Raw genomic sequence first — 24,215 nt, forward strand, 5'->3', positions numbered from 1 at the left:
CTGGCTGTTCACGGCCCGGATCCGGATGCGGTACGGGTTGCCGTTCGCCAGCGGGAACCGCGAGTCGCTCTCCACGGTGAGGTTCGCGTGCAGCGGTCCCTCGCCGGTGGTCGGGGTGTCCAGCCAGGTGTTGCCGTCGTCGGTGGAGTACTGGTACTTGATGATCGCGCTGTCACCCGGGCTGGGCGCGGTGAAGTCGACGCCGATGCCGTCTTCGGAGGGACCGCCGTGGACGTCGGTCGGTTTCGCCGGCGAGCCCGCATTGGGCAGCGACGCGGTGACGGTGTCGCTGTCCTCGCCGGGACCGATCTCATTGACCGCACGTACGCGGATCTGGTAGCTCTCTCCAGCCGCCAGCGGTGTGGTGCCGGTACCGGTGGACTGATTGGTGATGGCGGCGGTCTTCTGCCAGTCTCCGGCGACGCCGGTGAGCGGCTGCCAGTGCACGCCGTTGTCGGTGGTGTACTGGTAGCCGGTGATCGGGCTGCCGTTGTCCGGCGGCGAGTCGAAGGAGAGCGCGAAGCCGCCCTCGTCGGCGGGACTAACCGCCAGCCGGTACACCCGCCCGGGCGCGGACGTCGGCAGCGTGACCTCGTGGGCGTCGCTGGGCATGCCGGGGCCCTGGGTGTTCACGGCGCGGATGCGGATCCGGTACGGCTGGCCCGGGTAGAGCTGGAAGCCGCTGCCGCTCTCCACCTGAAGGTCGGCGTGCAGCGACGGCGCCTCGCCGGTGGTCGGGGTGTCGCGCCAGGTGTTGCCGTCGTCGGTGGAGTACTGGTACTTGATGATCGCGCTGTCACCCGGGCTGGGCGCGGTGAAGTTCACGCCGACCCGGTCGCCGTCGGCGACCGCGTCGACCGCGGTGGGTGCGGCCGGCGAGCCCGCGTTGGGCAGCGACGCGGTGACGGTGTCGCTGTCCTCGCCGGGACCGATCTCATTGACCGCACGTACGCGGATCTGGTAGCTCTCCCCGCCCGCCAGCGGTGTGGTGCCGGTACCGGTGGACTGATTGGTGATGGGGGCGCTCTTCTGCCAGTCTCCGGCGACGCCGGTGAGCGGCTGCCAGTGCGCGCCGTTGTCGGTGGTGTACTGCCAGCCGGTGATCGGGCTGCCGTTGTCGGACGGCTGCCCGAAGGCGAGCGTGAAACCACCCTCCGCCCGAGGCACCGCCGAAAGGTCGAACGGTTTGCCGGGGGCGGTCACCGGCAGGGTGACCTGGTCGGCCGCGCTGGGCATGCCGGGGCCCTGGGCGTTCACGGCGCGGATGCGAACCCGATACTGGTGACCGCGGGCGAACGGGAAGCCGCTGTTGCTCTCGACCGTGAGCTCGACGTGCAACGGTCCCACGCCGGCGGGCGGTGGGGTGTCGCGCCAGGTGTTGCCGTCGTCGGTGGAGTACTGGTACTTGATGATCGCGCTGTCACCCGGGCTCGGCGCGGTGAAGTCGACCCCGATGTCGTTCTCGCCCGCCGGAAGGGCGGAGACCGAGCCGGGTGCGTCGGGTGAACCGGCGTTGGGGATGGTGGCGGTGACGGTCTGGCTGTCCGGTCCGGGGCCGAGGGCGTTCACCGCGTGCACCCGGATCTGATAGGCGACGCCGGTCGCCAGCGGTGTGGTGCCGGCGCCGGTGGACTGGTTGGTGATGTCCGCGCTCTTCTGCATCTCCCCGGCGACCCCGGTGAGCGGCTGCCACTGCGCGCCGCCGTCGGTGGTGTACTCGTAGCCGGTGATCGGGCTGCCGTTGTCCGGCGGCTGCCCGAAGGTGAGCGTGAAACCGCTCCCCGCCTGCGGGACGACAACCAGGTTGAAGGGCGCGCCGGGCGCGGCGGCGGGGAAGTCGACCTCGTCGGCGGCGCTTGCCACGCCGGCGCCTTGACTGTTCACGGCGCGGATGCGGACCCGGTACGTGCCGCCGAGGGCGAACGGGAAGCCCATGTTGCTCTCGACCGTGAGCTCGACGTGCAAGGTTCCCTCGCCGGCCGGCGGTGGGGTGTCGCGCCAGGTGTTGCCGTCGTCGGTGGAGTACTGGTACTTGATGATCGCGCTGTCACCCGGGCTGGGCGTGATGAAGTCGACGCCGATGTGGTTTCCGCCTTCGGGGGCGGCCGAGACCGAGCCGGGTGCGGCGGGTGCACCAGGATCGGGAATGTCCACGGTGAAGGTCTGTGTGTCCTGCCCTGTGCCGACGGCGTTCAACGCGTGAATGCGGACCTGATACCGCTGGCCGGTCTGGAGTGCCGTGTTGCCGTCGCCGGTGGACTCGTTGGTGATCGTCGCGGTCAGCGTGATGCTGCCGAGGACGGTGAGCGTCTTCCAGCTGATCCCGTTGTCGGTGCTGTATTCCCAGCCGGTGACCGGGCTGCCGTAGTCCCGCGGCATCGTGAAGCTCAGCGTGATGGTGCCGTCGACCACGCCGACGGTCGGGTGCGGCGCGTCGGGGGCCTTCGGCGGGATGGTCGCCGAGAACGTGTCGCTGGCCGCGCCGCCGCCCACGATGTTGACGGCCCGCACCTGGAGGTTGTACGGAATGTTGTACCCCAGGGGCACGGTTCCGTCGCCGCCGGACTCCTTCGAGATCGTCGCCTGCTTCGTCGCCTCGCCGGTGACCTCGGTCAACGGCTTCCAGGTGCTGCCGTTGTCGGTCGAGTAGTCGAAGCCGGTGATCGGGCTACCGCCGTCCGCCGGCACGTCGAAGGTGAGCAGGAAGGTGCCGTCACCGGGCGCCGCGGTAAAACCGGTCACCTTGTCCGGCACGGTCAGCGACTCCATCACCAGCACGGAGGCGCTGCCGGCGGTCGCGGCCCTGCCGGACGGCGCAGCCACCCCGGGCGGGGAGGCACTGCCGGGCGGGGAGCCGTTCCCGGACGGCGACGCTTCGGCCGACGCCGAAGGCTCGGCTAGCGGTGCACCGAGCGTCGGCGCCATGCCGAGCATCGCGGTCGAGCCGACGGTAAGGAGCAATGCTCCGGTAACAGAGAGCCAGCGGCGACAGCGCATGAGCGCACCCCGTCCTCACTAAGCGTGATTTCAGATGCACTATATGTAGCTGGCGCGCGTCCGGTTCGAAGTTTGGCCGACCCCGCCTGTCGCCGGATGATGCATCCTCCAGGGCCGGCATCCGCACCACGGTCGCCGCCGTCGGCTGACGTCGCCGGCACACGCGTTGACCGGCCGCGAGAGCAGCGCCCGGCCCCGACGCCTAAACGGACTCGACGCCGTAGGGCAGCTGAGCCTCGGCCTACCCGAGACGACAGACCGATTCGTGCTCCGTTGACAGCAGGTACACGCCTTGGCCGCCGAACAGCCCGCGGACCGGCGTCGAGAGCCCGACGCCCACGTCGATGCACTCCTCGCCGGGATTCTGCAGTCGCAACGCCACCGCAGTTCTCCATCTCCGATGGACCGCCGATGACGCCGATCGGCTATCGCCGGACGACCGACACGGGCTCAGATGCCGTCGATGGGGAAGCGATCGCCGGACGTGACGGTGGTCGATCAACCAGAACCGACGCCGTGTCTACTGTGAAGCGAACGGATGCCGAAGTCGATGCATCGCCTGCTCGCCGCTGTCCGACGCACGAAGCACGGGCGTCGAGTCCTCCGCGGCGGCTGGGGCGAAAAATGGTGTCAGGCGACCGACGGTCGCGACCGGGACGGGGGATCGGAAACCCGAAAGCTCGGAAAGCGGGCGGGAAACGGGCGCGCGCGATGCCTTGATGACCGTGGTCATAGGGGCTCTCCTCGAACGGCACGCCACATCGGAGCCGGGCCGCGAAAAATTGCGTGAACTATCTTGAAAAGTTGCAGTCGTAGAAATGCCGACGGCGGCTCGCTGAACCAGTCGAGCCGCCGTCCGTAGTGGGTGGATCAGAGAGCGCGGATGTTCTCGGCCTGCGGGCCCTTCTGGCCCTGGGTGACGTCGAACTCCACTCGCTGGTTCTCGTCGAGGCTACGGAAGCCGCTCGCCGAGATCGCCGAGAAGTGGGCGAACACGTCGGGGCCGCCACCGTCCTGGCTGATGAAGCCGAAGCCCTTGTCGCCGTTGAACCACTTCACGGTGCCTGTAGCCATGTCTGTTCCTTCGCAAGCTGTCGGAGTCCGCACTGTGCGGACTCTCACGCCGCCGCGTTGATCACTCGCGTCGCATCGACGCGGAAAACGAAAAGCACCTGGAGGGTTCAGATAACCCATCAGGCGCCGAAAACGTCTACGGAAATCAAAACTGCAACGTGCCAACCGTAGCACAGAATCCGGCTGCCGTCCGAAGATCTTGCTTCCGATTTTCGTTTCGGCAATATTCGGCTTCCCGCGGCGCCGGTACCTCCGGCCCGCGGAAGGCGGTCCGTGACAAGACGGTGGATGTCGAGTCGGTTTGTCCTCGCCGCTGTCGCGGCGGTCGCGGTGGTGCGCGCTGCCCCGCTGCTGCGCTGTTACCGATCATCGGCATCGAGTACGCCCTCCTGCCGGACGCAACATCACCCTCGACCCGGACATCCTCCTTACCTCCTCCGGTGAGGTGATACGCGTCTGCTACGCGCCATTGGCAGGCGTCGACGGCGCGAGCGCGCCGACAGGCGCCGGCCCCGACGGCCGCGTCGGTACGCCGGACGACACCGGCACGGACCCGACGGCACGCCGGTCGGACTGGAGCGACCCGACAGCGCATCCACAGCCGCCGTCACGCGAGCCGGACTCATACCTGCCCGCGGGGGACCCGGTTTACCACCGGTCCGGTAGCACGGCCATCGGCTACGACACGGCCCTATGCGCAACTTCGACGCTGCCACGCCGCAGCCGGGATATCACGACGTCGTGGTGCACGGCGAACGCAACGGCCTCTTCCGGCCCGGCCAGGTAGGAGCGGACGGCGCAGACCGATCCGACCAACTTCCACCCACCCCCAGTAGATCGTCGATGCCATCCGTAACAACCCGCACTACGACGGCGAGTGGAAGGCCTTCTAGCCGGGCGGTGGACGCTGATGCACACAGGCCAACCGAAGCCGGCAGGGATGTTCGGGGAGCTCGGACGAATCCGCTCGACCGAGCCGCAGGAGAGCATCCTCGACCACGTCACCAGCGACGGCCTACCCGACCTCTCCCAGGTGCTCGACTATCTGAACGCCGGCCACGTCCTCATCCACGTCATGGACATGACGATCCGTTCGACCGCACCCGGCAGAGCATGAACGGGCCAACCCTCCTCACCGACGGCGACTGGCTGTGGCGCAAGGACTTCCCCTACTACGTGCGCTACCGGCGCGTCGCAGTGCCCGAGGATTTCCTGACCGTCATCCGCGAACGCGACTACGTCGTGCCTGACCGCCAGGTGGCAGAGATGACCGCCTATTGGCAGCCTGGCTGGCGTACTGGGACAGCTGACAACCCGATCCGCACAGCGGTCCGCCTGATTGCGTCTTCGCGCTCCACCAGCCGATGTTGTCCACGCATCATCCACGAGCTGCGGAAAGACCGATTTCCTTGCACGTCTCCGAGTCAACCGTCGACGGCCCTACAGCAAGCAGGCGCAGGGCGCCCGAGCAGGCTCCGCTACCGGCCGCCCAAACGCCAGACCCCGATGAACCGAACCGCAAGCACAGGGACGCCTGTGCTCAGCAGCACCTCAAGATCGGAACCGACTGGCATGCGGCTGCACGGTTGGAACTAACGAGGTGCCCCGGCGGTACGTGACCAGCGCGGATCCCGACCCTAAACCTGTCCGAGAATCAGTTCTAACGCCATAATCCCTGATCAGGATTTCAAAATGATCAGAGATTTGTTCTGTACGTCCGAAGAGACTCGAACTCCTACCCTTCTGACTCCTGGGACCGTCATACACGGTAGGGCTCGTCCAGATGCGCAGACCTGAACAGACGGGCTGGCCGTTGCGACTCCGAATCGCCGAGCCGCGTCCGTCTCCACGGCTCCCACGGTTGGCTCCCCGACAGGCTTATCAGCCATGGCTAGGCTAGGTAGAAGCTCGACGAGCCTGGACGACGGCTTGGATGCGAGATGCAGCTTCCTCGGAATCCTCGTGTTCCCAGACCACGACGACCAGCCATCCGGCGTTCGTCAGGGCCTTGTGGGTGTCAGCGTCACGCTGGCGGTTTCGTGCAAGTTTTTCCTCCCACCACGCCGCGTTGGACTTCGGCTTCGTCCCGTGAATTTCGCACGCGTGCCAGTAACAACCGTGCACCTGAACAGCGACGCGGGCAGGACCGAAGACAATGTCAACTGTGCGGCGTAGCCCGTCGACCGGGCGGCGGTGCACTCTGAAGCGCAGTCCTCGATGGTGCAGCGCGCGCCGGAGTGCCACCTCCGGCTGGGTGTCCTGACGGCGTTGACGACTTAAACGTCGACTGGTTTCCGGCGAACCTGGGATGGGCCTGCTCACAGGGACAGTGTGGCTCGTCAAGGTTCGTGATGGGATGCCTCAGCAGGCGAGGCGTTCAACATGTCTGAGACGCAACGACTCAGGTCGTTGGGATCGACGACGTGGAGTGTCCCGGCCGAGGTTGCTGCGCTGCCCCGTCTGGTCACTATCTCGGCTGGTCCTACCAAGATCCCGGTGACCTCGGCGGCGAGTCGGTTCCGTGCCTCGGTCATGTAAGCCAGCAGCTGTTCGTACCCGCTGCGACCGACATACGTAGGGTTCTCCGAATACTTGCATTCGATCAGGAAAGCTGCCTTGCCAGGCTGGATGAGGGCGAGATCAGCCCCAAGGCTGCCCCCAGTACCGGCGATCCCGATCACCGCTGAGGGAAAGGGCTCGGGCACGCCGTAGTAACGCCATGCCGCCCCAGCTTCGAACCACAGGTCCCACACGGTCCCTTCTCCCGTAGTGACGGTGAACACCGGCACGCCGACAGGGCTCCCAGGGAGCGACCGCACCTTCAGGAAGCACCCACATTCCCGAAGGGTACGGAGGAGCACGCCCAGGACGGCGACGTGAAACAGGCGATCCGCCAGTGCAGGGTCGGCTTGTAGTGGAAGCCGGGCTAGTTGAGTGGGGTCCAGCTCCAAAATGCGTAGATATTCGGCAACAGCAGCAACGGCCGTCCACGGACGACCTGCCGTACGCAGGGCTATGAGATCGGTCCGGGTCGGCGCCGCGTCGGGTGCAGAGGCGAGCGGCTCCCGTTTCAGCAGTCCGGATGCAGCGGACAGCGTCGCTTCCAGCCCGGCCAGAACGTCTGAGTGCACCGCTTGTGCCCTAGTTGCGGCAGCCTCGAGTGCCTGCACCGTCCAGCGCGTCGCAGAGACGAGGACGGTGTCGGCGAGCCGATGTCGACGGCGAACGTCGAACTGACGCGGGGGCCATCCCCGGCGGCGGGTGTCCGCCCATGAGACTCCGCCTACGGGCCTATCGGCTACATAGCGGTCATGCCGCGACTCAGCTGGCAACGCGTCCAGCCAGCCCCGTGTCGACAGGGGCCAAACCTGAAGGTGGGGCCGGACAGTCTCGATGACGAGGCGAGCCGCCCGGCGTCGGGTAAGCGTGGGCGTCCAGATCTCGCCGTGATCGTCTTGGACGCGGCCCAGTGCGGAGAGCAACGATCCCCTACCTGCCCAGCTGCCGCGGACCTCCTCCAATCCAGAGATCGGAATAGTGAGTTTCATCCGCCGATGATCGGTAGCTGGCTCATGATCCAGTGCCATTGACCTGCGGACATTGGCGCGGGTACCTGTGCACCGTCCCGGTCGATCCAGGTCGATGTGAGCCTGGCCTCCAAGGCGGGTATCTCCGTTGAGGGGTCTAGCCGAGCTAGCCATGATCCGGTTGCCAAGAGGTAGCCCTCGGCGATCAGCGAGGACACCGGGTCCTCTTCCTTCGCGAGGTTACTGAGATCGCCCAGCTGAAGCCCTTTCTGGACGTATTCCGGGAGGGTTAGGAACATGGCCGGGCCAAGTGCAGCGCCCGGGGTCGCCAGGTGCGCGCGATACAGGGCGTCCACCGCGGTCACGACGTGTTGACGAGCTATGTCATCGACGATAGCGGCGGCTTGCGCGACGAGGAGGGCGCGAAAAGCATCTGGGGCCGCGGGAGGAATCGGTACCTGACTGAAGCGTCGGCCTAACGCGAGCCCGAAGCGGAAGACGCGCTGGGCGTCCAACGCGTTGTAGGTTCCAAGCAGTCTGAACTCGGTTCCGGCGATGAAGTCGATTGGCTCGGTACCGACATCTTCGGCTTCGAGACGCTCCATGTTCATTACCTGGCTGCCGGCCTCGGTTCCCCAACGCAATCTCACCAACGGAGATTCAACTTTCGTCGAGACTCTGCCGACGACGACATCCTGTCCTGAAAGCCAGGTCAGAAGACCTCCGAAGATTCGGTCGAGGTCGGCACGGTTTGCCTCGTCGATTACGAGCCAGCGATTGTTGGCGATCGCGTCCAAGACCCGGCCCGGCCGGAATCGAAGCCGGCTGCTCCCCTCTTCGATCGTCTCGCCGCCGACGAGATCGCGGGTCGTCCACCCCTCCTCCGCTGGTTCGATCTCGACCGGGTAGGCGCGAGAGAATCCGTATGCCTCTGGATCTACGCGTATCTCTTCCAGAATCTCACCAAGCAGCCGGTTCTTCCCCGTGCCCGGGGGGCCTACAAATAGGACCGCTGGTGAAGTCGCAACGGCAAGACGTGCCATCCGCAATGTGCGATCGTCCATCGTCAACGGTACGGTCATCGACGCGCGAGGCGCTACCCGTGAAACCACGACACCGCTAGGCTCGACGAGTACGAGTTCCGGCCAGTATTCACGCAGAGCTGAGCCACGCGGCCACCGGGCTGCTCGACGACTGCCGAGACAACCCAGATCCCATGCAGATCCTCGGAAACCAGAACGAGGGCCCGTTTCTGTCCAGGACCGACACGCTTCCGGGCCGAGTCGATGACATGATCCATTTGAGCGCTCGGCAGAACCAATGCCACCGCGATGGAGGCCCTGCGGCCGCGGTCCGACTGAACTAACGCCTTCGATAGGTTGCCCGCTTTAGGGACATTCACGGAATACACTGCACTGGCATCCACGCCCAGCGCTGCGGCGAAGGCATGCTCGAGATCCAGCTTGGCTGTCGGATCAGGTTGCGCTCGAGAAGTTGGGTCCGGAATCAGGCGCTGCAGATCGTCGACAAGAGACGTCATTCCTGGCTCTCCCCTCTCGCGAGCGCGGTCTAGCCAGCCATGGCAGCCGGGGCAGTTGCCCGAAAGTGCGCATCAACGGCCTCCCGGAATCCGGGATACCGCCCGAGGTTTCCGCGCATCAGGCGGGATCGAAAACCCGCGATGCCGCGGTGGCTGACAGGCCGTGCGGTGGTGACCTCGACTACGTCGCGGAGGTGCGTGTACGGCAGGTGCCTCGGAAATTCAGAAACGCCAACGGCGATCACCTTGTCTCTCTCACCGTAGGCGGCTACCGGCCAGGCGCCACGCTGATCCCATACACTCCCCTCGCCCGCCCAGTCGCCGGGGGTGCGCAGCCGGCTGGCCACCCATTGCGCAACACCTACGGTGACGGCGTTCCCCACGAGCTTGTAGCGGGGGCCGTTACGCCGCAGGCTGTCCCCCTCCGCTGCTGCCGTCCAGCCTCGGGGGAACCCTTGCATGACCTCCGCGTCTTCGACCCCAGGTACGATCATCTGCGGGGTCGCCGTCGCGTGTTTGGCCCAGATCGCCGGTGGCGAGGGAATTCCGACCGTCGAGCCCCCCTTGAGGGTCGGCACCGCGTCCTGGGCCCATCCCAACCCGCGAAGCCCTTCGGTCCAGTAGAAGCCGAAGGCATCTTCCGAGTAGTCGCTTTCAGGCCGGGTGCCGGCATCGTCAGCGAACAGTACTGCGCCGGGGTCCTGCTCGCGTGAGGCAAGAAGGATCACACGTCGGCGCCGCTGCGGAACGCCGGTGAACCGCGAGTCGACGACTCGGTAAGCCCATCGGTATCCCAGCGCGTCAAGCTGGGTTACGAGGTAGCGCATCGCCTCCCCCCGGGACAGCGCCAGCATGTTGGGCACGTTTTCGATCAGCAGCCACTCAGGCGCGGCACCGGCGCGGGCGGCCCCCTCGACCAGCTCGAAGAGCTTGTAGACCAAGCCGGATTGCTGACCTGCGATCCCTGCCGTCCGCCCGGCCTGGGAAAGATCCGTGCAAGGAAAGCCGGCGGCCAGGAGGTCCAGGTTCGGTGGCAGCACCTCGAGGGTCGTCACATCGTCGTGCCAATACTCAGCTTCGAAGTGGCTCCGCAAGACACGTACTGCCGGCGGCCAGTTCTCGCAGAGCAGTACGGTCTCAACCTGGTTCGGTCCCAACGCTTCGCGGAACCCGTGTTCGATGCCGCCGATGCCGGCGAACAATCCCGCGATACGCACTCGCCGTGCCTCCGTTCGCTGTGCGCCACGGCCACCCCCATGACGTGGGCGTCCCCATCCAATCAGAGCGGTCCCCAGATGATCGGGTTGCCGCGCCCGGGCAGTCTCCCAGACGACCGGAGAATTGAGGGCCCCACCGGCCTCTGGCCGGCATTGGTGGCCACTGCCGCGCCCCACCCGGGCATGCCGCCACCCCGGCCTCAGCAGTATTGGGCCAGAGCAGCGCGCTGAGGATCCTACCTGGCTCACGGATGCGGGCCGATCTAGGTTTTCCGACGGTCGCATCGGTTCATCGACGATGTTGGTTCTGGTGCGCCTGCCCGGTTCATATAACTTTGCCCCTAACCAACAGAATTCTTAAGGTGGCGAAGTTGCGCTCATGGCGCACGCATGGCACGACACCGAGGCCCATGCACGTGCGCAACGCGGACTTCCGCCCGGGCCGGGAGGTGAAAATCAATTGGAGCCAGCGTGATCAAATTGGACTAGCGATTGCGGCTCGACAGTCCTCACCTGGAACAATGGAAGATCGGAAGCCGGAAGCGTTCACTCAGTCCTTTCCCGAGTTCAAGATCCGAATCTCGGGAAGGATGAAGCGCTACTCGGGAAGGTGACCGGACTTGCTGTCGGATTCCCGAGGAGTAACACTGTGCCTGTCGAGCGGAGTAACCAACACGATCGAATCGCTCGAGACCAGAAAGGCCGGCCCCGAGGGCGAACTCGAGGCCGGCCGCATACCACCCGCCCGTAGCTGAGCAGGTAGCGTTCCCAGCCCCATGCTAGCCGACGGGCCCAAGATCCGCACACGCGGAGAAGGGGTCTGCAATGACCACCGCAATCGAGGAGCTCGACCTTTCTATGGGCTCCTACGTCAAGGGCATTACTCTTGACGATCACACCTTCCTGGCCACGACCAACTTCAGACAGGTCAAGACAATCACCCGCGACCCGGTCCTACTGCAGCCGAACGCCAGGCGCGGTGTTGCCGACGTCGACGAGCTCGAGCACGAGCAGTCGATCCATGAGTTGATCCAGCGTGCGCTCAGCAGTGGCAAGAAGGCCAACGTACCCAAGTACCGGGCCTACATCGAACGACTGGTGCAGGGCAACATCGGAGTACTGCCTCCGATGCACCTGTGGTCCGGCGATCTGATGAAGGTCATCAACACCGGCGGCAACACATACATCGTCGTGCCCAACGGCGAGCGGCTGCTGGCGATCGATGGCGAGACCCAGCTGACCGCGCACTACGCGCTCGGCAACGCCGCGGCCGTCCCCGCAGAGGTGAAGGAAAAGCATCGGAGGCTGCCACTGGCGGCCGTCATTCACCACGGAATCGACATCCGCGCCGCCCGGCAGTACTTCTACGATCTCAACGTTCTGGCCGTTCGCCCCAATACCAGTCTCAGCCTGTCAATGGATGCCCGAGATCCGATCATGCAGGTCGTCGGGGATGTCGAATCCGGGATTCCCTTCCTGCACGGCCGGGTGGATCGACAGGCCCGGCAGCTGACGAAGAAGAGCGCGAAGGTCGTCACCTTGCAGGCGCTCCGGCAGATGGTGATCAATGTGGCCAAGGGCAAGAGCGGTATCCAGTATGGCGCTCGGCCGGCCCCCCTCGAAGACGTTGACATGCCTGAACTGACCACTGTCGCAGGAGAATGGATCGGCGCTTTCTTCAACACCTTTGAGCGTGAAATCACCAACCGGGAAGAGTTCCTGGCCGCTACCGGACCGGTCCTCGCCGCCGTTGGCGCCATGGGCCATGACCTGCTCAAGACGCCGGATTACACCCGCGGTCAGCGCATGACCACCATGCTTGAGTCCCTGCGCGCCGTCGACTGGGCTAAGGGCAACCACTGGGACGGCATCGCTGGCGGTTACACCTTGACGGGCGCCTTCTCGGTGAAGGGCACCAAGGAGGTCGCGTACGCGGTGTACAACGCGTTGACCAACGTCGAGAGTGGAGCTTACCACCGTGTCCGCCGCAGTACGGCTTCGATTTCGCCGGCGCCAGTCTCGGCATCTGCGACTGCCTGAATCTGACTGAAATTCGACATGCGGCGGCCGAAGGCGGCCGCCGCATGTGCGTTTCATGGCCGCTAGATCAACGCTATCCCGTCGCCTTCGACCCCGCCTCTGGGAGCAGGCCGGCGCTGGCGCCCACCACGTCGAGGCGTCCTTGACGCCGGGCTGGCGGACGGCGGCGGAGGTCTGCTCGGCTTGCCCGGACCGGCGGGGTGGCGGCCACCTCGGACCCGGAACGTCCCCGCCCGAGTCGCAGTAACCGGTCTCCGAAGTGCCCGGAACGCCCGCCCCGGCCCGGGCGCAGGACGAGTTCGCCCGTGTCGAGGAGTTCCTGTTCGAAGAACACCGCTGGGAGGCGCTGCAGCAGGCGTCTGCACCCCCGCGGGAATCCGTTGAGCACCGGGCGGCGGATCTTGTATCGACCTGGTGGAACCGACCTCTCTCGTCGATCAGACAGGCTGGCGCCGGCATGCCGTCCCGCGCCCAGCGAAGGCTCAGCTTCCCACGCGTGGGACGCGCGGGAGCACCTTGCCCGACGCCTGGGAGGGGCCCATCTTGTCGTTGCCGCCGAATGTGACGGTGATGCGAAGGCCCTTGTTGCCACCTGCCGCCGGCACGTTTCCGGAAATCCAGCACGTGTGCATGTTGGTGAGGTGCTTTTTCATGATGGAGAGGCGCTTCTTCCCGACCACCGCGCCGTCGCGGCGAACGACGGCCACGATGCTGCCGTGACAGGCGGCCTTCCTGGACACGCTACGGGGAACGATGATTTCGCTCTTGAGAACGACCGCCCCACGAGAGAAGTAGGCGCTCTCGATCCGGATGTCGCTCATGGGCTTCTCGTCGCCACGGGCGGGAGACGTGTCGGCGGCCTGGGCGGCACCCGCCGGCACCAGCCCGAGAACCGCACCCGCGATGAGGCTGCACGCGGCCATGAGGGTTGTCCTGTTCATGGATGCACTATCGGCACCATCCATCGCCAACTTGAGAGCTCGATTACGTGGAGGTCACGGGCTGGCCGAGGGCCTGCGTTCAACCTGCTTGCGCGGCGGGTGCTGTCAGGCCGCCCTCTTCGATGGCGCGTGGCGGTACGGGGGTCGCTCTTGATGCGGCCGACCTTGCGACCAGCTCCCCCTGCTGCGGAAGGCACGCAGCGGCTGTGCCGATCACGTTGAGCAGGATGGCGTCGTTGAAGAAGCGGGCGCCGGCCTTCTCGTGTGCCGCGACGGTCAGCGGGACGAGGCCGCGGAGCATGCCGGCGGAGTTGCGGACCTCTCCGATGACCCCGGTGGCGAACCGGTCAGCGGCCAGCCGTTCGACGGTGGCGGTGATGAGCTGCTGGTATGTCGTCTTGGAGGCGGGCCAGCGCATCGAAGACAGAGCGGCCGGGTCGCCGGAGTAGCGCTCAAGGTTGCGGTACGGCGGACAGGTGAAGACGTGCCAAGACCAGCAGGCGCAGAAACCAAGCAGTTGAGATCGATCGGTAGCGATCACACACTTTCGGTTTCTGCTGCCAATTCTGCTACCCGAGACCATCCAGCTCCCACTACTGGCCCAGCCTCAACGACAAACGGCCTCCCACCTGCGGTAGGAGGCCGTTTCTGTCTTGCGCGCCCGAAGGGACTCGAACCCCTAACCTTCTGATCCGTAGTCAGATGCTCTATCCATTGAGCTACGGGCGCTCGGTGCTTCGCCAGCATACACACCGGCTCGACACGCGGAGACTCCGGGATTCGAACCCGGGAGGGGGTATAAGCCCCCAACCGCATTAGCAGTGCGGCGCCATAGACCAGACTAGGCGAAGTCTCCCCGGTGGCTTCAGGCCACCGACCGTCGAGGATACCGGACGGCCCGAGGCCCCGGCAAAGAGGATCCCCTCCGCGCGCCGCGCCGGTCGGGGCGTCTTTCCATCGGTGAAACCGCCGCGGCCAGGATAGGCTGCGACGGCATGGAGGAGAACCAGCCGCCCCCGCGCCGCGAGCGGACGCCTCGACCCGCGTTCAGCACGTCTGAGCAGGCCGAGTCCTCCTCGCCGCCGGCCCGCAAACCCCGCACATCGCCGCCCTCGGTGACCTTTCGGCCGCCGGCTGCCGGCGATTCTCCAGGTACGGGCACACGACCCCCAGAAGCAGACGCGCCTTTCAGCCCCCAGGGCCAGACCCCGCCCCGGTCCCGCGAGCAATCTCCCCCCACCCGCAAGCGCACCCCGGCCAAGAAGGCACCCGCGAAGAAGGCGGCGCCCGCCTCGACCGACCCGACCGTGACGAAGGCAACTCCCGTGAAGAACGCGCCGCGCAAGAAGGCACCGGCCAAGAAGGTCGCCGCCGCCAGGGAGACCACGCCTCGCAAGGCGGTCGCCCAGGAGACCGCCCCGCTCGAGGCTGCCGACTCCCCGAAGGCCACATCGCCCCAGGCCGCCGACGTGGCGCCCGAGACCGCCGACCCGGCGCCCAAGACCGCCGACGCGCCGGGAACGGCCAGGAAGGCGGCGCCGCGGAAGGCCGGCCCCGCCAAGAAGGCCGAGCCCCTCAAGAAGGCGGTCAAGGCCGCGGCTGCCGAGATCGCACCGGCCGTCGTCGAGCCGGACGTGACCACGGTCCCGGACGAGCCCAACCCGTCCGCCGACGAGCAGGCCGCGGCAGGCACGCAGACGCCGGAAAAGGCGCACACACAAGCAACCGGCCAGGCCGCGGTAACGGGTCAGGCCGCCGTGACGGGCCAGGCCGCGGCGGAGGAGGCGGCCGCGGTGGATTCCCGCGCGGCTTCCCGGGACGGGGCCGGGGGGACAACCCCGGCTGCCGAGCCCCCGGCTACGGCCCCGGGGCAGCCGGGGGCTGCCGCCCCCGTGCATTCGACCTTTCCCTCCCGGCCGGAGGAATCGACGGACACGGAGTCCGCCAAGCCCGCAGCCACCCCACCGGCGACAGGACAACGGACGCCCGCAACGGGCGCGGCGGCAACTGAAACCCGCGCAACGCGCCCCCCGGTAACGGAGCAACGGACGCCCGCGGCGCGCCCGGCGGCGGCAGAACACCGCACCCCCGCGGCGGCAGAACTGCGGAACGAGGCGTGGGCGCGGCTGCTGGCCGACCCGGGCCACTCGCCCGAGCTGCTCGCCCTCGCCGCCGTGCAGACGATCGGCCCGCGTGCCGCGGAGTGGGCCGAGCGGACCCGTACCGCCTACCCCGCCGCGACTCCGGACGGGATCGCCCGCCTCGCCGTGGCCCGGTTCACCCGCTTCGGCAGCGTGAACAGCGTCTTCGCCGCGGTCGCCGGTTCGTACGCCCCGCTCGCCCTGCTCGGTGCCGCGGCGTTGACGCAGGCCGAGCTGGCGCTGCACGTGGCCGCCGCGTACGGGATCGATCCGGCGGATCCCGCGCGGGCCGCGGACCTGTTGGTGATGACGCGGGTGCACCCGGATCGGGAGGAGGCCGAGGCGGCGCTGACCTCGGCGCAGGGGCGCCGCGACGAGGGCCCCGGCCTGGCCGATGCGGTCCGGCGGCTGGGTCGCATGGTCGGCCCGCACGCCGGCGGCTGGGCGGCGTTGCGCGCGGCGAACCGGCTCTTTCCCGGCACCAGCCTGCTCGCCGCGGTGCTGGCCGGGCGTGCGGCCGCGGAAACCATCGGCGCTCGGGCCACGCTCTTCTACCGGACCGCGGGCGCCGCCGACGTAGCACGTTAGCCACCCAGCCCGGGAAAAGTAATCGACGGACGGCCTAATCCGTACGGGTGGCTTCAAGCCCAGGCACATCAGGACCTTTTCGGGCAAGCGACGCGCCGAGTGTCGGCAATTGTGCGGTCTAAGTCGCACTTAGGGTGCGATGCGTTACCTTCCGCGCTGGCGACCCTAAGGGCATGGGAGACCTCGCACGTTTGCTCAAGGAGAGCTGGAGCCTCGTCGAGGAGCATCAGGACAAGGTCGCCGGTTATTTCTATGCGCGCATCTTCCTGTCGCACCCGGATCTGCGAGACCTGTTCCCCGTGCACATGGATGTTCAGCGTGCGCGCCTGCTCGGGGCCATCGTCACGGCGGTGCAGACGCTCGAGGATCCGGAGAGGTTCGACGACTACCTGCGTGCCCTGGGCCGTGATCATCGGAAGTTCCACGTGGAACCGCAGCACTACGAGGTCGTAGGGGGCGCGTTGATCGAGGCCATGCGGCATTTCGCCGGGGAGCAGTGGGGCGTCGAGTACGACCAGGCATGGGCCGACGCGTACGCGGTCATCGCCTCCAAGATGCTCGCCGGGGCCGAGGCCGACACCAATCCGCCGTACTGGCACGCCGAGGTCATCGCGCACGAGCGCCGCGGCAACGACATCGCCGTCTTCACCGTGATGCCGCTGCAGCCGCTGGAGTTCCGCGCGGGCCAGTACCTCAGCCTGGAGTGCCCGCGCTTCCAACCCCGGCTGTGGCGCACCTATTCACCGGCCAACGCGCCCCGGCGCGACAACACCCTGGAGTTCCACGTACGCGCGATCGGCGCCGGCTGGGTCTCCAGCGCGTTGGTCCGCCGGCTCGAGGTCGGCGACATGATCAAGCTGGCCGCGCCGATGGGTTCCATGAACCTGGACCGGCGCTCGACCCGGGACGCCGTGTTCGTCGCCGGCGGGACCGGACTGGCCCCGATCAAGTCCCTGCTCGAGGAGCTCACCCGATACAACCGCACCCGCTGGGTGCACGTCTTCTTCGGCGCCCGCAACCGCGACGACCTGTACGACCTGGCCGAGCTCAACCGCCTGGCCGCCCGCTATCCCTGGCTCTCTGTGGTCACCGCGTGCAGTGACGACCCCACCTTCCCGGGCGAGCAGGGCAACATCTCCGACGTCGTCGGCCGCTACGGTCCCTGGAACGAGCACGACTTCTTCGTCTCCGGCTCGGGCCCGATGGTCAAGGCGACCCTGAAGACCCTGGCCGAGCTGCAGGTTCCCTCCATCCGCATCAAGTACGACAGCTTCTCGGACGCCTAGGCCTAGTAGATCCACGGCCGGCCGGTCTGGCCGTACTCCTCCACCGGCACGAGCGTGGCGTCCGTGGCCATCCGGTCCACGTACAACCGGCCCTCCAGGTGGTCTATCTCGTGGCTGACCAGGCGGGCCATCGCCCGCTCGAAGGAGGTGATCACCCTTGTCCCGTCGTACCGGGCGTGTTCCACGTCGACCCGCAGCGGCCGGATGACCAGCCCGCGGTAGTCGAAGAAGGACAGGCATCCCTCGTACTGCTCGTCGGCGTCGCCGGACTCGTCGACGACCCGGGGGTTCAGCAGGATGACCGGTTCGGCGCCGCGCTCGGGCGGGCGTACCACGGCCGCGGCGACCGGCATGCCGATCTGCGGTGCGGCCAGCCCGACTCCCTTGCTGAAGTCGTGCACTGCCTCGAGGCGATCCAAGGAGGCCCGCAGGGCGTCGACGGCCTCGCGGGCGTCATCCTCCTCGCGGGGTAGCTGGAAATGCCGGGCGCGCTGGCGCAGGAGGTCCGCGCCGCGCTGCACGATGCCTAGTCCGCGCATACGCTGGCTCGCTCTCAGCTCGTGGCCGTTCTTCTCGGCCCGGGCCTGTCCGCCGGCATGGCTCCGCACCGAACCCTGCACCGCCGGCATCCGCACCGGACCGTGTGCCCCCGCGCCCTGCCCAGGGCCGTATGCCCCGCCGCCCTGCCCAGGGCCGTACGCCCCCGCGCCCGGCCCGGGGCCGTGTTCTTCCCCGTGCTGCCCAGGGCCGTATGCCCCCGCGCTCTGTGCCACACCGGCCGAGACCGGTATCCCTTCGCCGAACGTCCCGGGCACCCCGTCGTGGGAGACCCACGCCCGCACACCGTCGTGGGTGGAGGTCGCCGGCGCGGCGACGTCCCGCGTGGACGGCGCCGGCACCTCGCCACGGGGCGCGGCACCGTCGCCCGACCCCGGTGCGGACTCTCCGCGGAAGCGCCACTCCAGGCGGTAGCGGGCGTTCAGCAGGGGCGCGTCGGTCGACCACTCGAAGACGGCACGCTCGGCGTCGTTGTGACGTTCAAGCGGCGTCCGTACGGGTACCTCAGCGGCCAGGGACGTCTCCACACCCCACACCTGCGGCTCGAACTCGACCGGGAAGTTCAGCCGTACGGTGAGATTGCGGGTGGGCAGGCGCACGGCCCGCTGGAACCACTGGCCCCACTTCTCCTCGCCGACCGTGTAGGCGTACTCGATCGTCGTCCGCTCTCCCGGATAGAGGGGGAACTGGCCGTGATCGTTCGCGAACAGCAGCCAGACCTCCTTGGCCGCGTCCCGGTCGAGCTTGAGCCGCCAGTGCATCGGTTCGGCCGCGCCCCCCTCGCCCGCGACGGCCCTCAGGTCCATCTCCTCGAAGCTCAGCGGATGCTGCCGGTGGTGACGGTTGGAGCCGGCCGGGTCGTGCGGGTACCGGTCCACCGCGATCTTGACCAGGTACCGGGTGACCGGCTCGACACCGGCGTTGTAGAGCGCGCGCCGGATCCGGCAGCGGTAGGCCCCGTCGGTGTACGTGAGCTCGGCGACCTCCTGTTCGACGATGAGCCCGGTGCCGGGCGGCATCCACTGCACCGGCACGGGAGGGTCGCGGTGCAGCGCCGCACCGCGAGCGTGACGCAGTTCGTCGTACTCCTGGAATCGCTGCCAGATCGCACCCCCCGCGGCCAGGACCGCTTCGGCGCGTCTGGCGAAGTCCTCGGTGGGTTTGTGCCGGCGTCCCTCGACATGGCTGACGTAGGAAGGGTCGAAGCCCATCCGGGCGGCGAGCTGCTTCTTTGTCATCCCGCGTTCGACCCGCCATTGCGCAAGCGCCGACACGAACTGGTCGGCGGCCCTCTCGACTGGCGAGGTGGTCATCACGGATGTCCCCTTTGCGACAGGAATTTCAGTGTCCACGCCTTCCGGTGTCCGCATGGGGCAAGTAGCGCGTTGCCGACAGATGCCTTGACGAAAGCGGCAACGTCGCAACGCTCCGTTAGGTCACCCTTGCTCGGGGTATTGGCCCGAAGAACACCTGCCTGTGACCCCGGTTCCCGGCCGCTCCTAGGCATGGTTAGGCTAGCCTTAATCGGGTACGGTGGGTCGTCCTGACAAGCGAGGCCCTCTGCGGCGACGGGCGAGGTGACAGCGGTGATCCGGCGGATGACGTTCTGCTCCCACCGGACTGGCGGCCGCCCGTGACCACCGCTCTCGACCGCGCGATCGCCGGGCGTTCCGCCTTCGCCGAGCGCCCCCTCGCCCCGGTCACCGAGACCCTGCGGGCCATGTTCGGCACGTCGACGGAGCTGCCGGGCCTGGCGCCCGACCTGCTCGTGGACGACCCGACCGGCTGGCGGCCCGCCGCCGAGCTCACCGGCCGCGCCCTGGACACCCTGCTCGACTCCTCCCGGCAGCGCTGGCAGGCCCAGCCGCACGCGGCCGCCGCCCTGGCCTGGAAGGCGTACACCTACTGGCTGGCGCTGCCTGCGGTGCTGGGCTGGGTCTCGGCCCGGCGCGTGCCGCTGCTGACCGGCACCGACGTGCTGATGCACTTCGACGACCCGCGCCCGCTGGTGACGCTGGGGCTGCACCCGGACGTCACGGTGGCGGTGCTGCCGTCGGACCCGCTGGCCCTGAGCGGCCTCGCCGAGGTCCGGGTGGTCCCGACCGAGGCGGCCCTGCTCGAGGAGCTCCGCCGCTCACTGCTGGACGAGCACCTGACTCTCCTGCTCGACGCCATCCACGGCAAGGTCCGGCTGGGCAAGCGCACCCTGCTGGGCTCGCTGGCGTCGGGCGTCGCGTACGCCGTCCTGCGCGCGGCGGACGTGCTGCCGGGCTCCTCGGCCGAGAACATCGGCACGCTGCTCGGCGCGCTCGGCGTCGAGGACCTCATCGAGCTGGTCCCGGGTCACGCGGGACGGCTGGACGTGCAGCGCAAGACCTGCTGCCTCGCGTTCACCCTGCCGAAGCCCAAGATCTGCATGGGCTGCTGCATCCAGCAGCACTGAGGCGCATCCGGAAGCCGCCCGGGCGTCGCTCGACGACGCCTCACGGGCCAGCCCTAGCACCGCCCTGGCGAGCCTCGCGGGCTCAGCCCAGCATCGCCTTGGGGTCGTCGACGAGGTCGCGCACGTCCCAGACCCAGGCGCCCCCGGTCCAGGTGGGCTGGAAGCCGAGCAGCTTCGTCATGGCGCGCAGCATTTCCATGTCGCGCTCCTGCGGCGTGAGCACGATCGCTCCGGCCTTCCAGAAGCGCAGGTCGGCGAGCGTCATCTCGCGCCGCGTCGGCGTGATGTCCGGCGTCGGGTTGCCCTGCTTGATGGAGCTCATCAGGCCGCTCGTCGGCCGCCACGGCGGCGCGAACAGCGCCGTACGGTCGGTGGGGTCGAGCGGGTTCTGGCTGGGCAGCAGGGCGTACGCGCTGGCGATCCGCATGTCGTGCCCGGTGTACGCGCTCCACCGCAGCGGATCGGGGTAGTTGGGGTCCGGCAGCGGAAGGGTCACCAGCGTGTGGTTGTCGTCGATGTACTGCCGCCAGGCGCCCGAGGTGACGAACTCCGGCACCGGCTCCATGTGAGCGGTCCGCAGCGGGGTGGGCGCCAGCGGCACCAGGGCCATCGCCACCGCCGTGATCATCCCGGCCCGGACCAGGCCGCGGGAGGAGGGCTGCGCCTTCATCAGGTCCGAGGCCTTCTGGCAGCCGAGCGCGAGGACGATGGCGATCATCGGAGCGATCGCCATGGCCCAGCGGGTGGGCACGGCCGAGCTCAGGATGGGCACGCTGTGCAGCAGCGACCAGAGGCCGGGAACCTCGGTGGGCACGCCGTTCAGCTGGATGCGCGGGCCCAGCGACATCGCGCCGAAGAACACCGCGAGGCCGGCCAGGGCGACCACGGCGACGTTGCGGCGCATCCACGCCACCAGGCCGAAGAAGAGAATGACCAGGCCCCACCCGAAGAACGCGTTCTCCTCGGCGGCGTTCTGGGCGAGCTTGGCGGCGGTCAGGCTGTTGCCGGCGATCGAGCGCTGCGCGTACGCGGTGAAGGAGCCGAGGTCGGCACCGAAGTACCGGACCAGCTCGGAGAGTCCCTGATAACTCTGCGGGCCGAAGAACTGCACGTAGAGCGGGTAGGCGAGCAGGGCCAGCGTCGTGACGGCCGTGACGCCGAGCGCGCGCAGGAAGGGGATCACCTCGCTCCGGCGCCGGCGGGTGGCGGCCATGACGGCGCAGAAGATGCCCAGGCCGACCGCCGTCATGAAGAGAATCTCGAGGTTGATGAACGCCTGCCAGACCAGCAGGCCCGCGAGGAGAAGTCCGTTGCGTACGGCGCGGCCGGGCGTGCGCAGGGCCAGCGTGCGCCAGATGATCAGCGGCACCAGGAACTGCGAGACGATGTTGGGGTGCCCGCCGGCGTGCGAGATCATGCTCGGCGCGAAGGCGGCGAACAGCGCGCCCACCCAGGCGGCCAGCCGGGAGGTCACGAACTGGCGCGAGAGCACCAGATACCACGAGATGCCGGTGAACGCCAAGGCCATCGTGAGAAACGCGTTGAACGCCACATGCGGACCGAACATCACAGTGACCGGCGTCATCGGCAGGGAAACGGCCAGCACCGAGGTGTTGGCCATCATGTTCACCCCATCGGGGTAATTCATGCGATCGGAGAAGAACGGATAAACGCCATCCGTGACCACGCGGGCACCGTGCGCCAGCATCCACTCAAAGAATGCGTGATCCTGTGGATCATCGCGCAACTCATGATCAAGATTCAGCCACAACGGCGCGGTGACGAAGAGCGCTACCCCAATGAAGGTGGTAATCGCGAGGACATCTCGCCACGTGAGAGAGCGCCACCACCGCGGCCGCGGTGCGACCTCCGGCTCGGGCTCGACCCCCGTGCGATCTGCGGGTATGACCGTGATCGGCGCGGCGGCCACCTCGGTTTCGAGGGCCTTGAGCTCCGCATCCAGGTCTTCGGCGGCGACCCCGGGATCCGGCGGCAGAACGTTCCCGCCGGGCGAGTGGCCTGTCGAGTCAATACCCGTAATCGTCATAGCATCGGCGAGCCTAACGGAGGTTGGTAACGGTGTTGTGACGGTGACCCAGGCGTGACGCACCCGATATGAGACAGCGTTTTACCGCAGCTTGACCTAGGTGGTGCATGATGGGTAACGGCCCCGGGTACCCCCGGGTCAACGTCTCAATCAGGCAAAAATAGAGCGGTCACCCCCCGCTCAACTTTCGGTTGCGCGCAGCGGATGCTTAACTCTTCCGGTCCCGCTGTCAGCTCGGATCGGCAAGACGAGGGAAACCTTACTTATGGCAGACATCACTGGAGACCAGAGGATCCAGTCCGAAGTGCTCGAGGGCCTCGCCATGGCCGTGAACCACCGTCGATGGTTCGTCGAGCTGGCTCTCCCGTACCTGGGAGACAACCCGATCGAGATCGGTAGCGGTCTCGGCGACTACGCCCTGGAGTGGGCGCAGCACGTCCCGCGCTTCACCGCCACCGAGGCGGACCCGGACCGGCTCGTGCAGCTCAAGGAGCGCCTGGCCGACCACGACAAGATCGACGTGCGGCAGATGCTGCTCCCGGCGTCCGACGCCGCGGGTGAGTACAGCGCCGCGGTGTCCTACAACGTGCTGGAGCACATCGAGGACCACGTCGGCGCGCTGCGCAGCATGGCGGAGCTGGTCCGCCCGGGCGGCCGGATCATCCTGATCGTCCCGGCGTTCATGTTCGCGATGAGCCAGGTCGACATCGCGACCGGCCACATCCGCCGCTACACCAAGAAGACGATGCGGGCCGCCATGACGGAGGCCGGCCTCACCATCGAGAAGCTGCACTACGCCAACGCGCTCGGCCTCATCGGCTACTACACCGCGACGAGCATCTTCAAGCTGGCCCCGAAGGAGGGCCCGATGGTGAAGATCTACGACAGCCTGGTGCTCCCGGTCACCAAGGCCGCGGAGAGCATCGTGAAGCCGCCGTTCGGCCAGTCCGTCTTCGTGGTCGCCAAGGTTCCCGGCTGACCCACGCGCACCAGAAAGCCCGCCCGGTCCCTCGACCCGGCGGGCTTTCTCGTGTCGCCCGGGCTCAGCCCCGGACCTGGTACGTCGGGCGGATCGTCGCCCGCGCCAGGGTGTGGAACGCCAGGTTGAAGCCGACGTACGCGGGGGTCGCGTCCTCGCCGACCTCCAGGCGGTCCACGTCCAGGGCGTGCACCGCGAAGACGTACCGGTGCGGGCGGTCACCCGGCGGTGGCGCGGCGCCGCCGTACCCGGCCTCGCCGTAGTCGGTGCGGATGGTGAAGGCGCCGTCCGGCAGCGGGTCGACGCCACGCGGCAGCTCGGTGACCGAGGCCGGCAGGTTCACCACCACCCAGTGCCAGAACCCGCTGCCCGTCGGCGCGTCCGGGTCGAAGCAGGTCACCACGAAGCCCCGGGTCTCGGCGGGGAAGCCGGACCAGGAGAGCTGCGGTGAGAGGTTCTTGCCACCGACGCTGGGATGCGCGTACAGCTCGTCGAGTGGCTGCCCGTCGGTGACGTCCGTACTCGTCACCGCGAAGGAAGGAACCGGCGGGAGGATGTCGTACGGATCGGGTGCTTCGGCGCGCTCCAAGCTCATGCTCGATCGTCCTTCCGGCTTCGGATGGGTTGCAGACTGCCCCGAAGACCCCAAAGTATCCGAGTGACGTGTCGCACAGCTTTCGGTTCTGTTCCGCCACGCGGGCGTCCCGGTGAGAAACGCACAGCTAGTGCGCGGTCGCGGGCTTGACCGGGGCGATAGTTGTGTCAGACATCCGACCGGGTTCGAGCGGCCGAGATCCCCGTGCCCGGTGGTGATCGGTCGCCGAGCGCAGCCGGTGG

At 67.7% G+C, this 24,215-nt stretch carries 20 protein-coding genes, 2 tRNA genes and 1 pseudogene; 7 read left to right on the plus strand and 16 right to left on the minus strand.

Annotated elements, in window-relative coordinates; genetic code table 11:
* Positions 1-25 precede the first annotated feature (25 nt).
* Positions 26-340 carry a hypothetical protein gene (locus IEY99_RS35220; RefSeq protein ID WP_373293304.1) on the plus strand — a complete coding sequence of 105 codons (315 nt, stop codon included), beginning with the start codon at positions 26-28 and terminating at the stop codon, positions 338-340.
* On the opposite strand, the pseudogene IEY99_RS35225 reads toward IEY99_RS35220, so the two are convergent.
* From IEY99_RS35225 to IEY99_RS05700, 4 genes and pseudogenes are all read right to left on the minus strand, one after another.
* A pseudogene (locus IEY99_RS35225) lies at positions 289-2,997 on the minus strand (fibronectin type III domain-containing protein); the annotation flags it as partial. The gene IEY99_RS35220 and the pseudogene IEY99_RS35225 overlap by 52 nt on opposite strands.
* A 241-nt stretch (positions 2,998-3,238) precedes the next feature.
* Positions 3,239-3,379, minus strand: coding sequence for a hypothetical protein (locus IEY99_RS05690; RefSeq protein WP_189199903.1), 141 nt, complete (start codon positions 3,377-3,379; stop codon positions 3,239-3,241).
* Positions 3,380-3,517: 138 nt separating this feature from the next.
* Positions 3,518-3,730, minus strand: coding sequence for a hypothetical protein (locus IEY99_RS05695; protein WP_189199905.1), 213 nt, complete (start codon positions 3,728-3,730; stop codon positions 3,518-3,520).
* A gap of 137 nt (positions 3,731-3,867) precedes the next feature.
* Positions 3,868-4,071: a cold-shock protein gene (locus IEY99_RS05700; protein ID WP_183223006.1), complete on the minus strand. Its 204-nt coding sequence runs from the start codon at positions 4,069-4,071 to the stop codon at positions 3,868-3,870.
* A 940-nt stretch (positions 4,072-5,011) separates the two neighbouring features.
* Between IEY99_RS05700 and IEY99_RS05705 the strand changes: the two genes are divergently transcribed.
* Positions 5,012-5,188 (plus strand): hypothetical protein, encoded by a 177-nt coding sequence (locus tag IEY99_RS05705; protein WP_189199907.1) that lies wholly within the window; start codon positions 5,012-5,014, stop codon positions 5,186-5,188.
* A 779-nt stretch (positions 5,189-5,967) separates the two neighbouring features.
* Here IEY99_RS05705 and IEY99_RS05710 read toward each other — a convergent pair.
* The 5 genes from IEY99_RS05710 to IEY99_RS05730 all read right to left on the minus strand — a co-directional run bounded on the left by IEY99_RS05710 (position 5,968) and on the right by IEY99_RS05730 (position 10,355).
* Positions 5,968-6,393 (minus strand): very short patch repair endonuclease, encoded by a 426-nt coding sequence (locus IEY99_RS05710; RefSeq protein WP_229798142.1) that lies wholly within the window; start codon positions 6,391-6,393, stop codon positions 5,968-5,970.
* Between the two features lie 17 nt (positions 6,394-6,410).
* Positions 6,411-7,202: a hypothetical protein gene (locus tag IEY99_RS05715; protein ID WP_189199909.1), complete on the minus strand. Its 792-nt coding sequence runs from the start codon at positions 7,200-7,202 to the stop codon at positions 6,411-6,413.
* Positions 7,203-7,615: 413 nt separating this feature from the next.
* A complete protein-coding gene (locus tag IEY99_RS05720; RefSeq protein WP_189199911.1) occupies positions 7,616-8,662 on the minus strand; it encodes an AAA family ATPase in 1,047 nt (348 codons plus the stop codon).
* A gap of 32 nt (positions 8,663-8,694) precedes the next feature.
* Positions 8,695-9,138, minus strand: coding sequence for a hypothetical protein (locus IEY99_RS05725; RefSeq protein ID WP_189199912.1), 444 nt, complete (start codon positions 9,136-9,138; stop codon positions 8,695-8,697).
* A gap of 29 nt (positions 9,139-9,167) precedes the next feature.
* Entirely contained in the window at positions 9,168-10,355 is a 1,188-nt protein-coding gene (locus tag IEY99_RS05730; RefSeq protein WP_229798144.1) for a DNA cytosine methyltransferase, read from the minus strand.
* Positions 10,356-11,180: 825 nt separating this feature from the next.
* Here IEY99_RS05730 and IEY99_RS05735 point away from each other — a divergent pair.
* Positions 11,181-12,395, plus strand: a complete 1,215-nt coding sequence (locus IEY99_RS05735) for a DNA sulfur modification protein DndB (protein ID WP_189199916.1) — start codon at positions 11,181-11,183, stop codon at positions 12,393-12,395.
* Positions 12,396-12,877: 482 nt separating this feature from the next.
* On the opposite strand, the gene IEY99_RS05740 is transcribed toward IEY99_RS05735, so the two are convergent.
* The 4 genes from IEY99_RS05740 to IEY99_RS05755 form a co-directional block, all read right to left on the minus strand.
* Positions 12,878-13,336 carry a hypothetical protein gene (locus IEY99_RS05740; RefSeq protein ID WP_189199918.1) on the minus strand — a complete coding sequence of 153 codons (459 nt, stop codon included), beginning with the start codon at positions 13,334-13,336 and terminating at the stop codon, positions 12,878-12,880.
* Between the two features lie 79 nt (positions 13,337-13,415).
* Complete coding sequence (locus IEY99_RS05745; RefSeq protein ID WP_189199920.1) at positions 13,416-13,754, minus strand: hypothetical protein; 339 nt, start codon at positions 13,752-13,754, stop codon at positions 13,416-13,418.
* 238 nt (positions 13,755-13,992) lie between these two features.
* A tRNA-Arg gene (locus IEY99_RS05750) sits at positions 13,993-14,065 on the minus strand.
* Between the two features lie 36 nt (positions 14,066-14,101).
* Positions 14,102-14,192, minus strand: a tRNA-Ser gene (locus tag IEY99_RS05755).
* 451 nt (positions 14,193-14,643) lie between these two features.
* Here IEY99_RS05755 and IEY99_RS05760 point away from each other — a divergent pair.
* Together IEY99_RS05760 and IEY99_RS05765 are read left to right on the plus strand one after the other, a co-directional pair.
* Positions 14,644-16,065 (plus strand): hypothetical protein, encoded by a 1,422-nt coding sequence (locus IEY99_RS05760; protein ID WP_189199922.1) that lies wholly within the window; start codon positions 14,644-14,646, stop codon positions 16,063-16,065.
* Between the two features lie 173 nt (positions 16,066-16,238).
* Complete coding sequence (locus IEY99_RS05765; protein WP_189199924.1) at positions 16,239-17,351, plus strand: globin domain-containing protein; 1,113 nt, start codon at positions 16,239-16,241, stop codon at positions 17,349-17,351.
* 2 nt (positions 17,352-17,353) lie between these two features.
* Here the strand turns inward: IEY99_RS05765 and IEY99_RS34000 are convergent, their stop codons facing one another.
* Entirely contained in the window at positions 17,354-19,222 is a 1,869-nt protein-coding gene (locus IEY99_RS34000) for a peptide deformylase (RefSeq protein ID WP_229798146.1), read from the minus strand.
* A 344-nt stretch (positions 19,223-19,566) separates the two neighbouring features.
* Here IEY99_RS34000 and IEY99_RS05780 point away from each other — a divergent pair, with 344 nt between their 5' ends.
* Complete coding sequence (locus IEY99_RS05780) at positions 19,567-20,352, plus strand: hypothetical protein (protein WP_189200677.1); 786 nt, start codon at positions 19,567-19,569, stop codon at positions 20,350-20,352.
* An 82-nt stretch (positions 20,353-20,434) separates the two neighbouring features.
* On the opposite strand, the gene IEY99_RS05785 is transcribed toward IEY99_RS05780, so the two are convergent.
* A complete protein-coding gene (locus IEY99_RS05785) occupies positions 20,435-22,267 on the minus strand; it encodes a DUF6311 domain-containing protein (RefSeq protein ID WP_373293305.1) in 1,833 nt (610 codons plus the stop codon).
* 397 nt (positions 22,268-22,664) lie between these two features.
* Between IEY99_RS05785 and IEY99_RS05790 the strand changes: the two genes are divergently transcribed.
* Positions 22,665-23,378 carry a class I SAM-dependent methyltransferase gene (locus IEY99_RS05790; RefSeq protein ID WP_189199928.1) on the plus strand — a complete coding sequence of 238 codons (714 nt, stop codon included), beginning with the start codon at positions 22,665-22,667 and terminating at the stop codon, positions 23,376-23,378.
* Positions 23,379-23,442: 64 nt separating this feature from the next.
* Here the strand turns inward: IEY99_RS05790 and IEY99_RS05795 are convergent, their stop codons facing one another.
* Positions 23,443-23,973, minus strand: coding sequence for a YbhB/YbcL family Raf kinase inhibitor-like protein (locus IEY99_RS05795; protein ID WP_189199930.1), 531 nt, complete (start codon positions 23,971-23,973; stop codon positions 23,443-23,445).
* Positions 23,974-24,215 lie beyond the last annotated feature (242 nt).

Origin of the sequence: Couchioplanes azureus, from assembly GCF_014648355.1 — a bacterium.
In the GTDB taxonomy this organism is placed as follows: domain Bacteria; phylum Actinomycetota; class Actinomycetes; order Mycobacteriales; family Micromonosporaceae; genus Actinoplanes; species Actinoplanes azureus.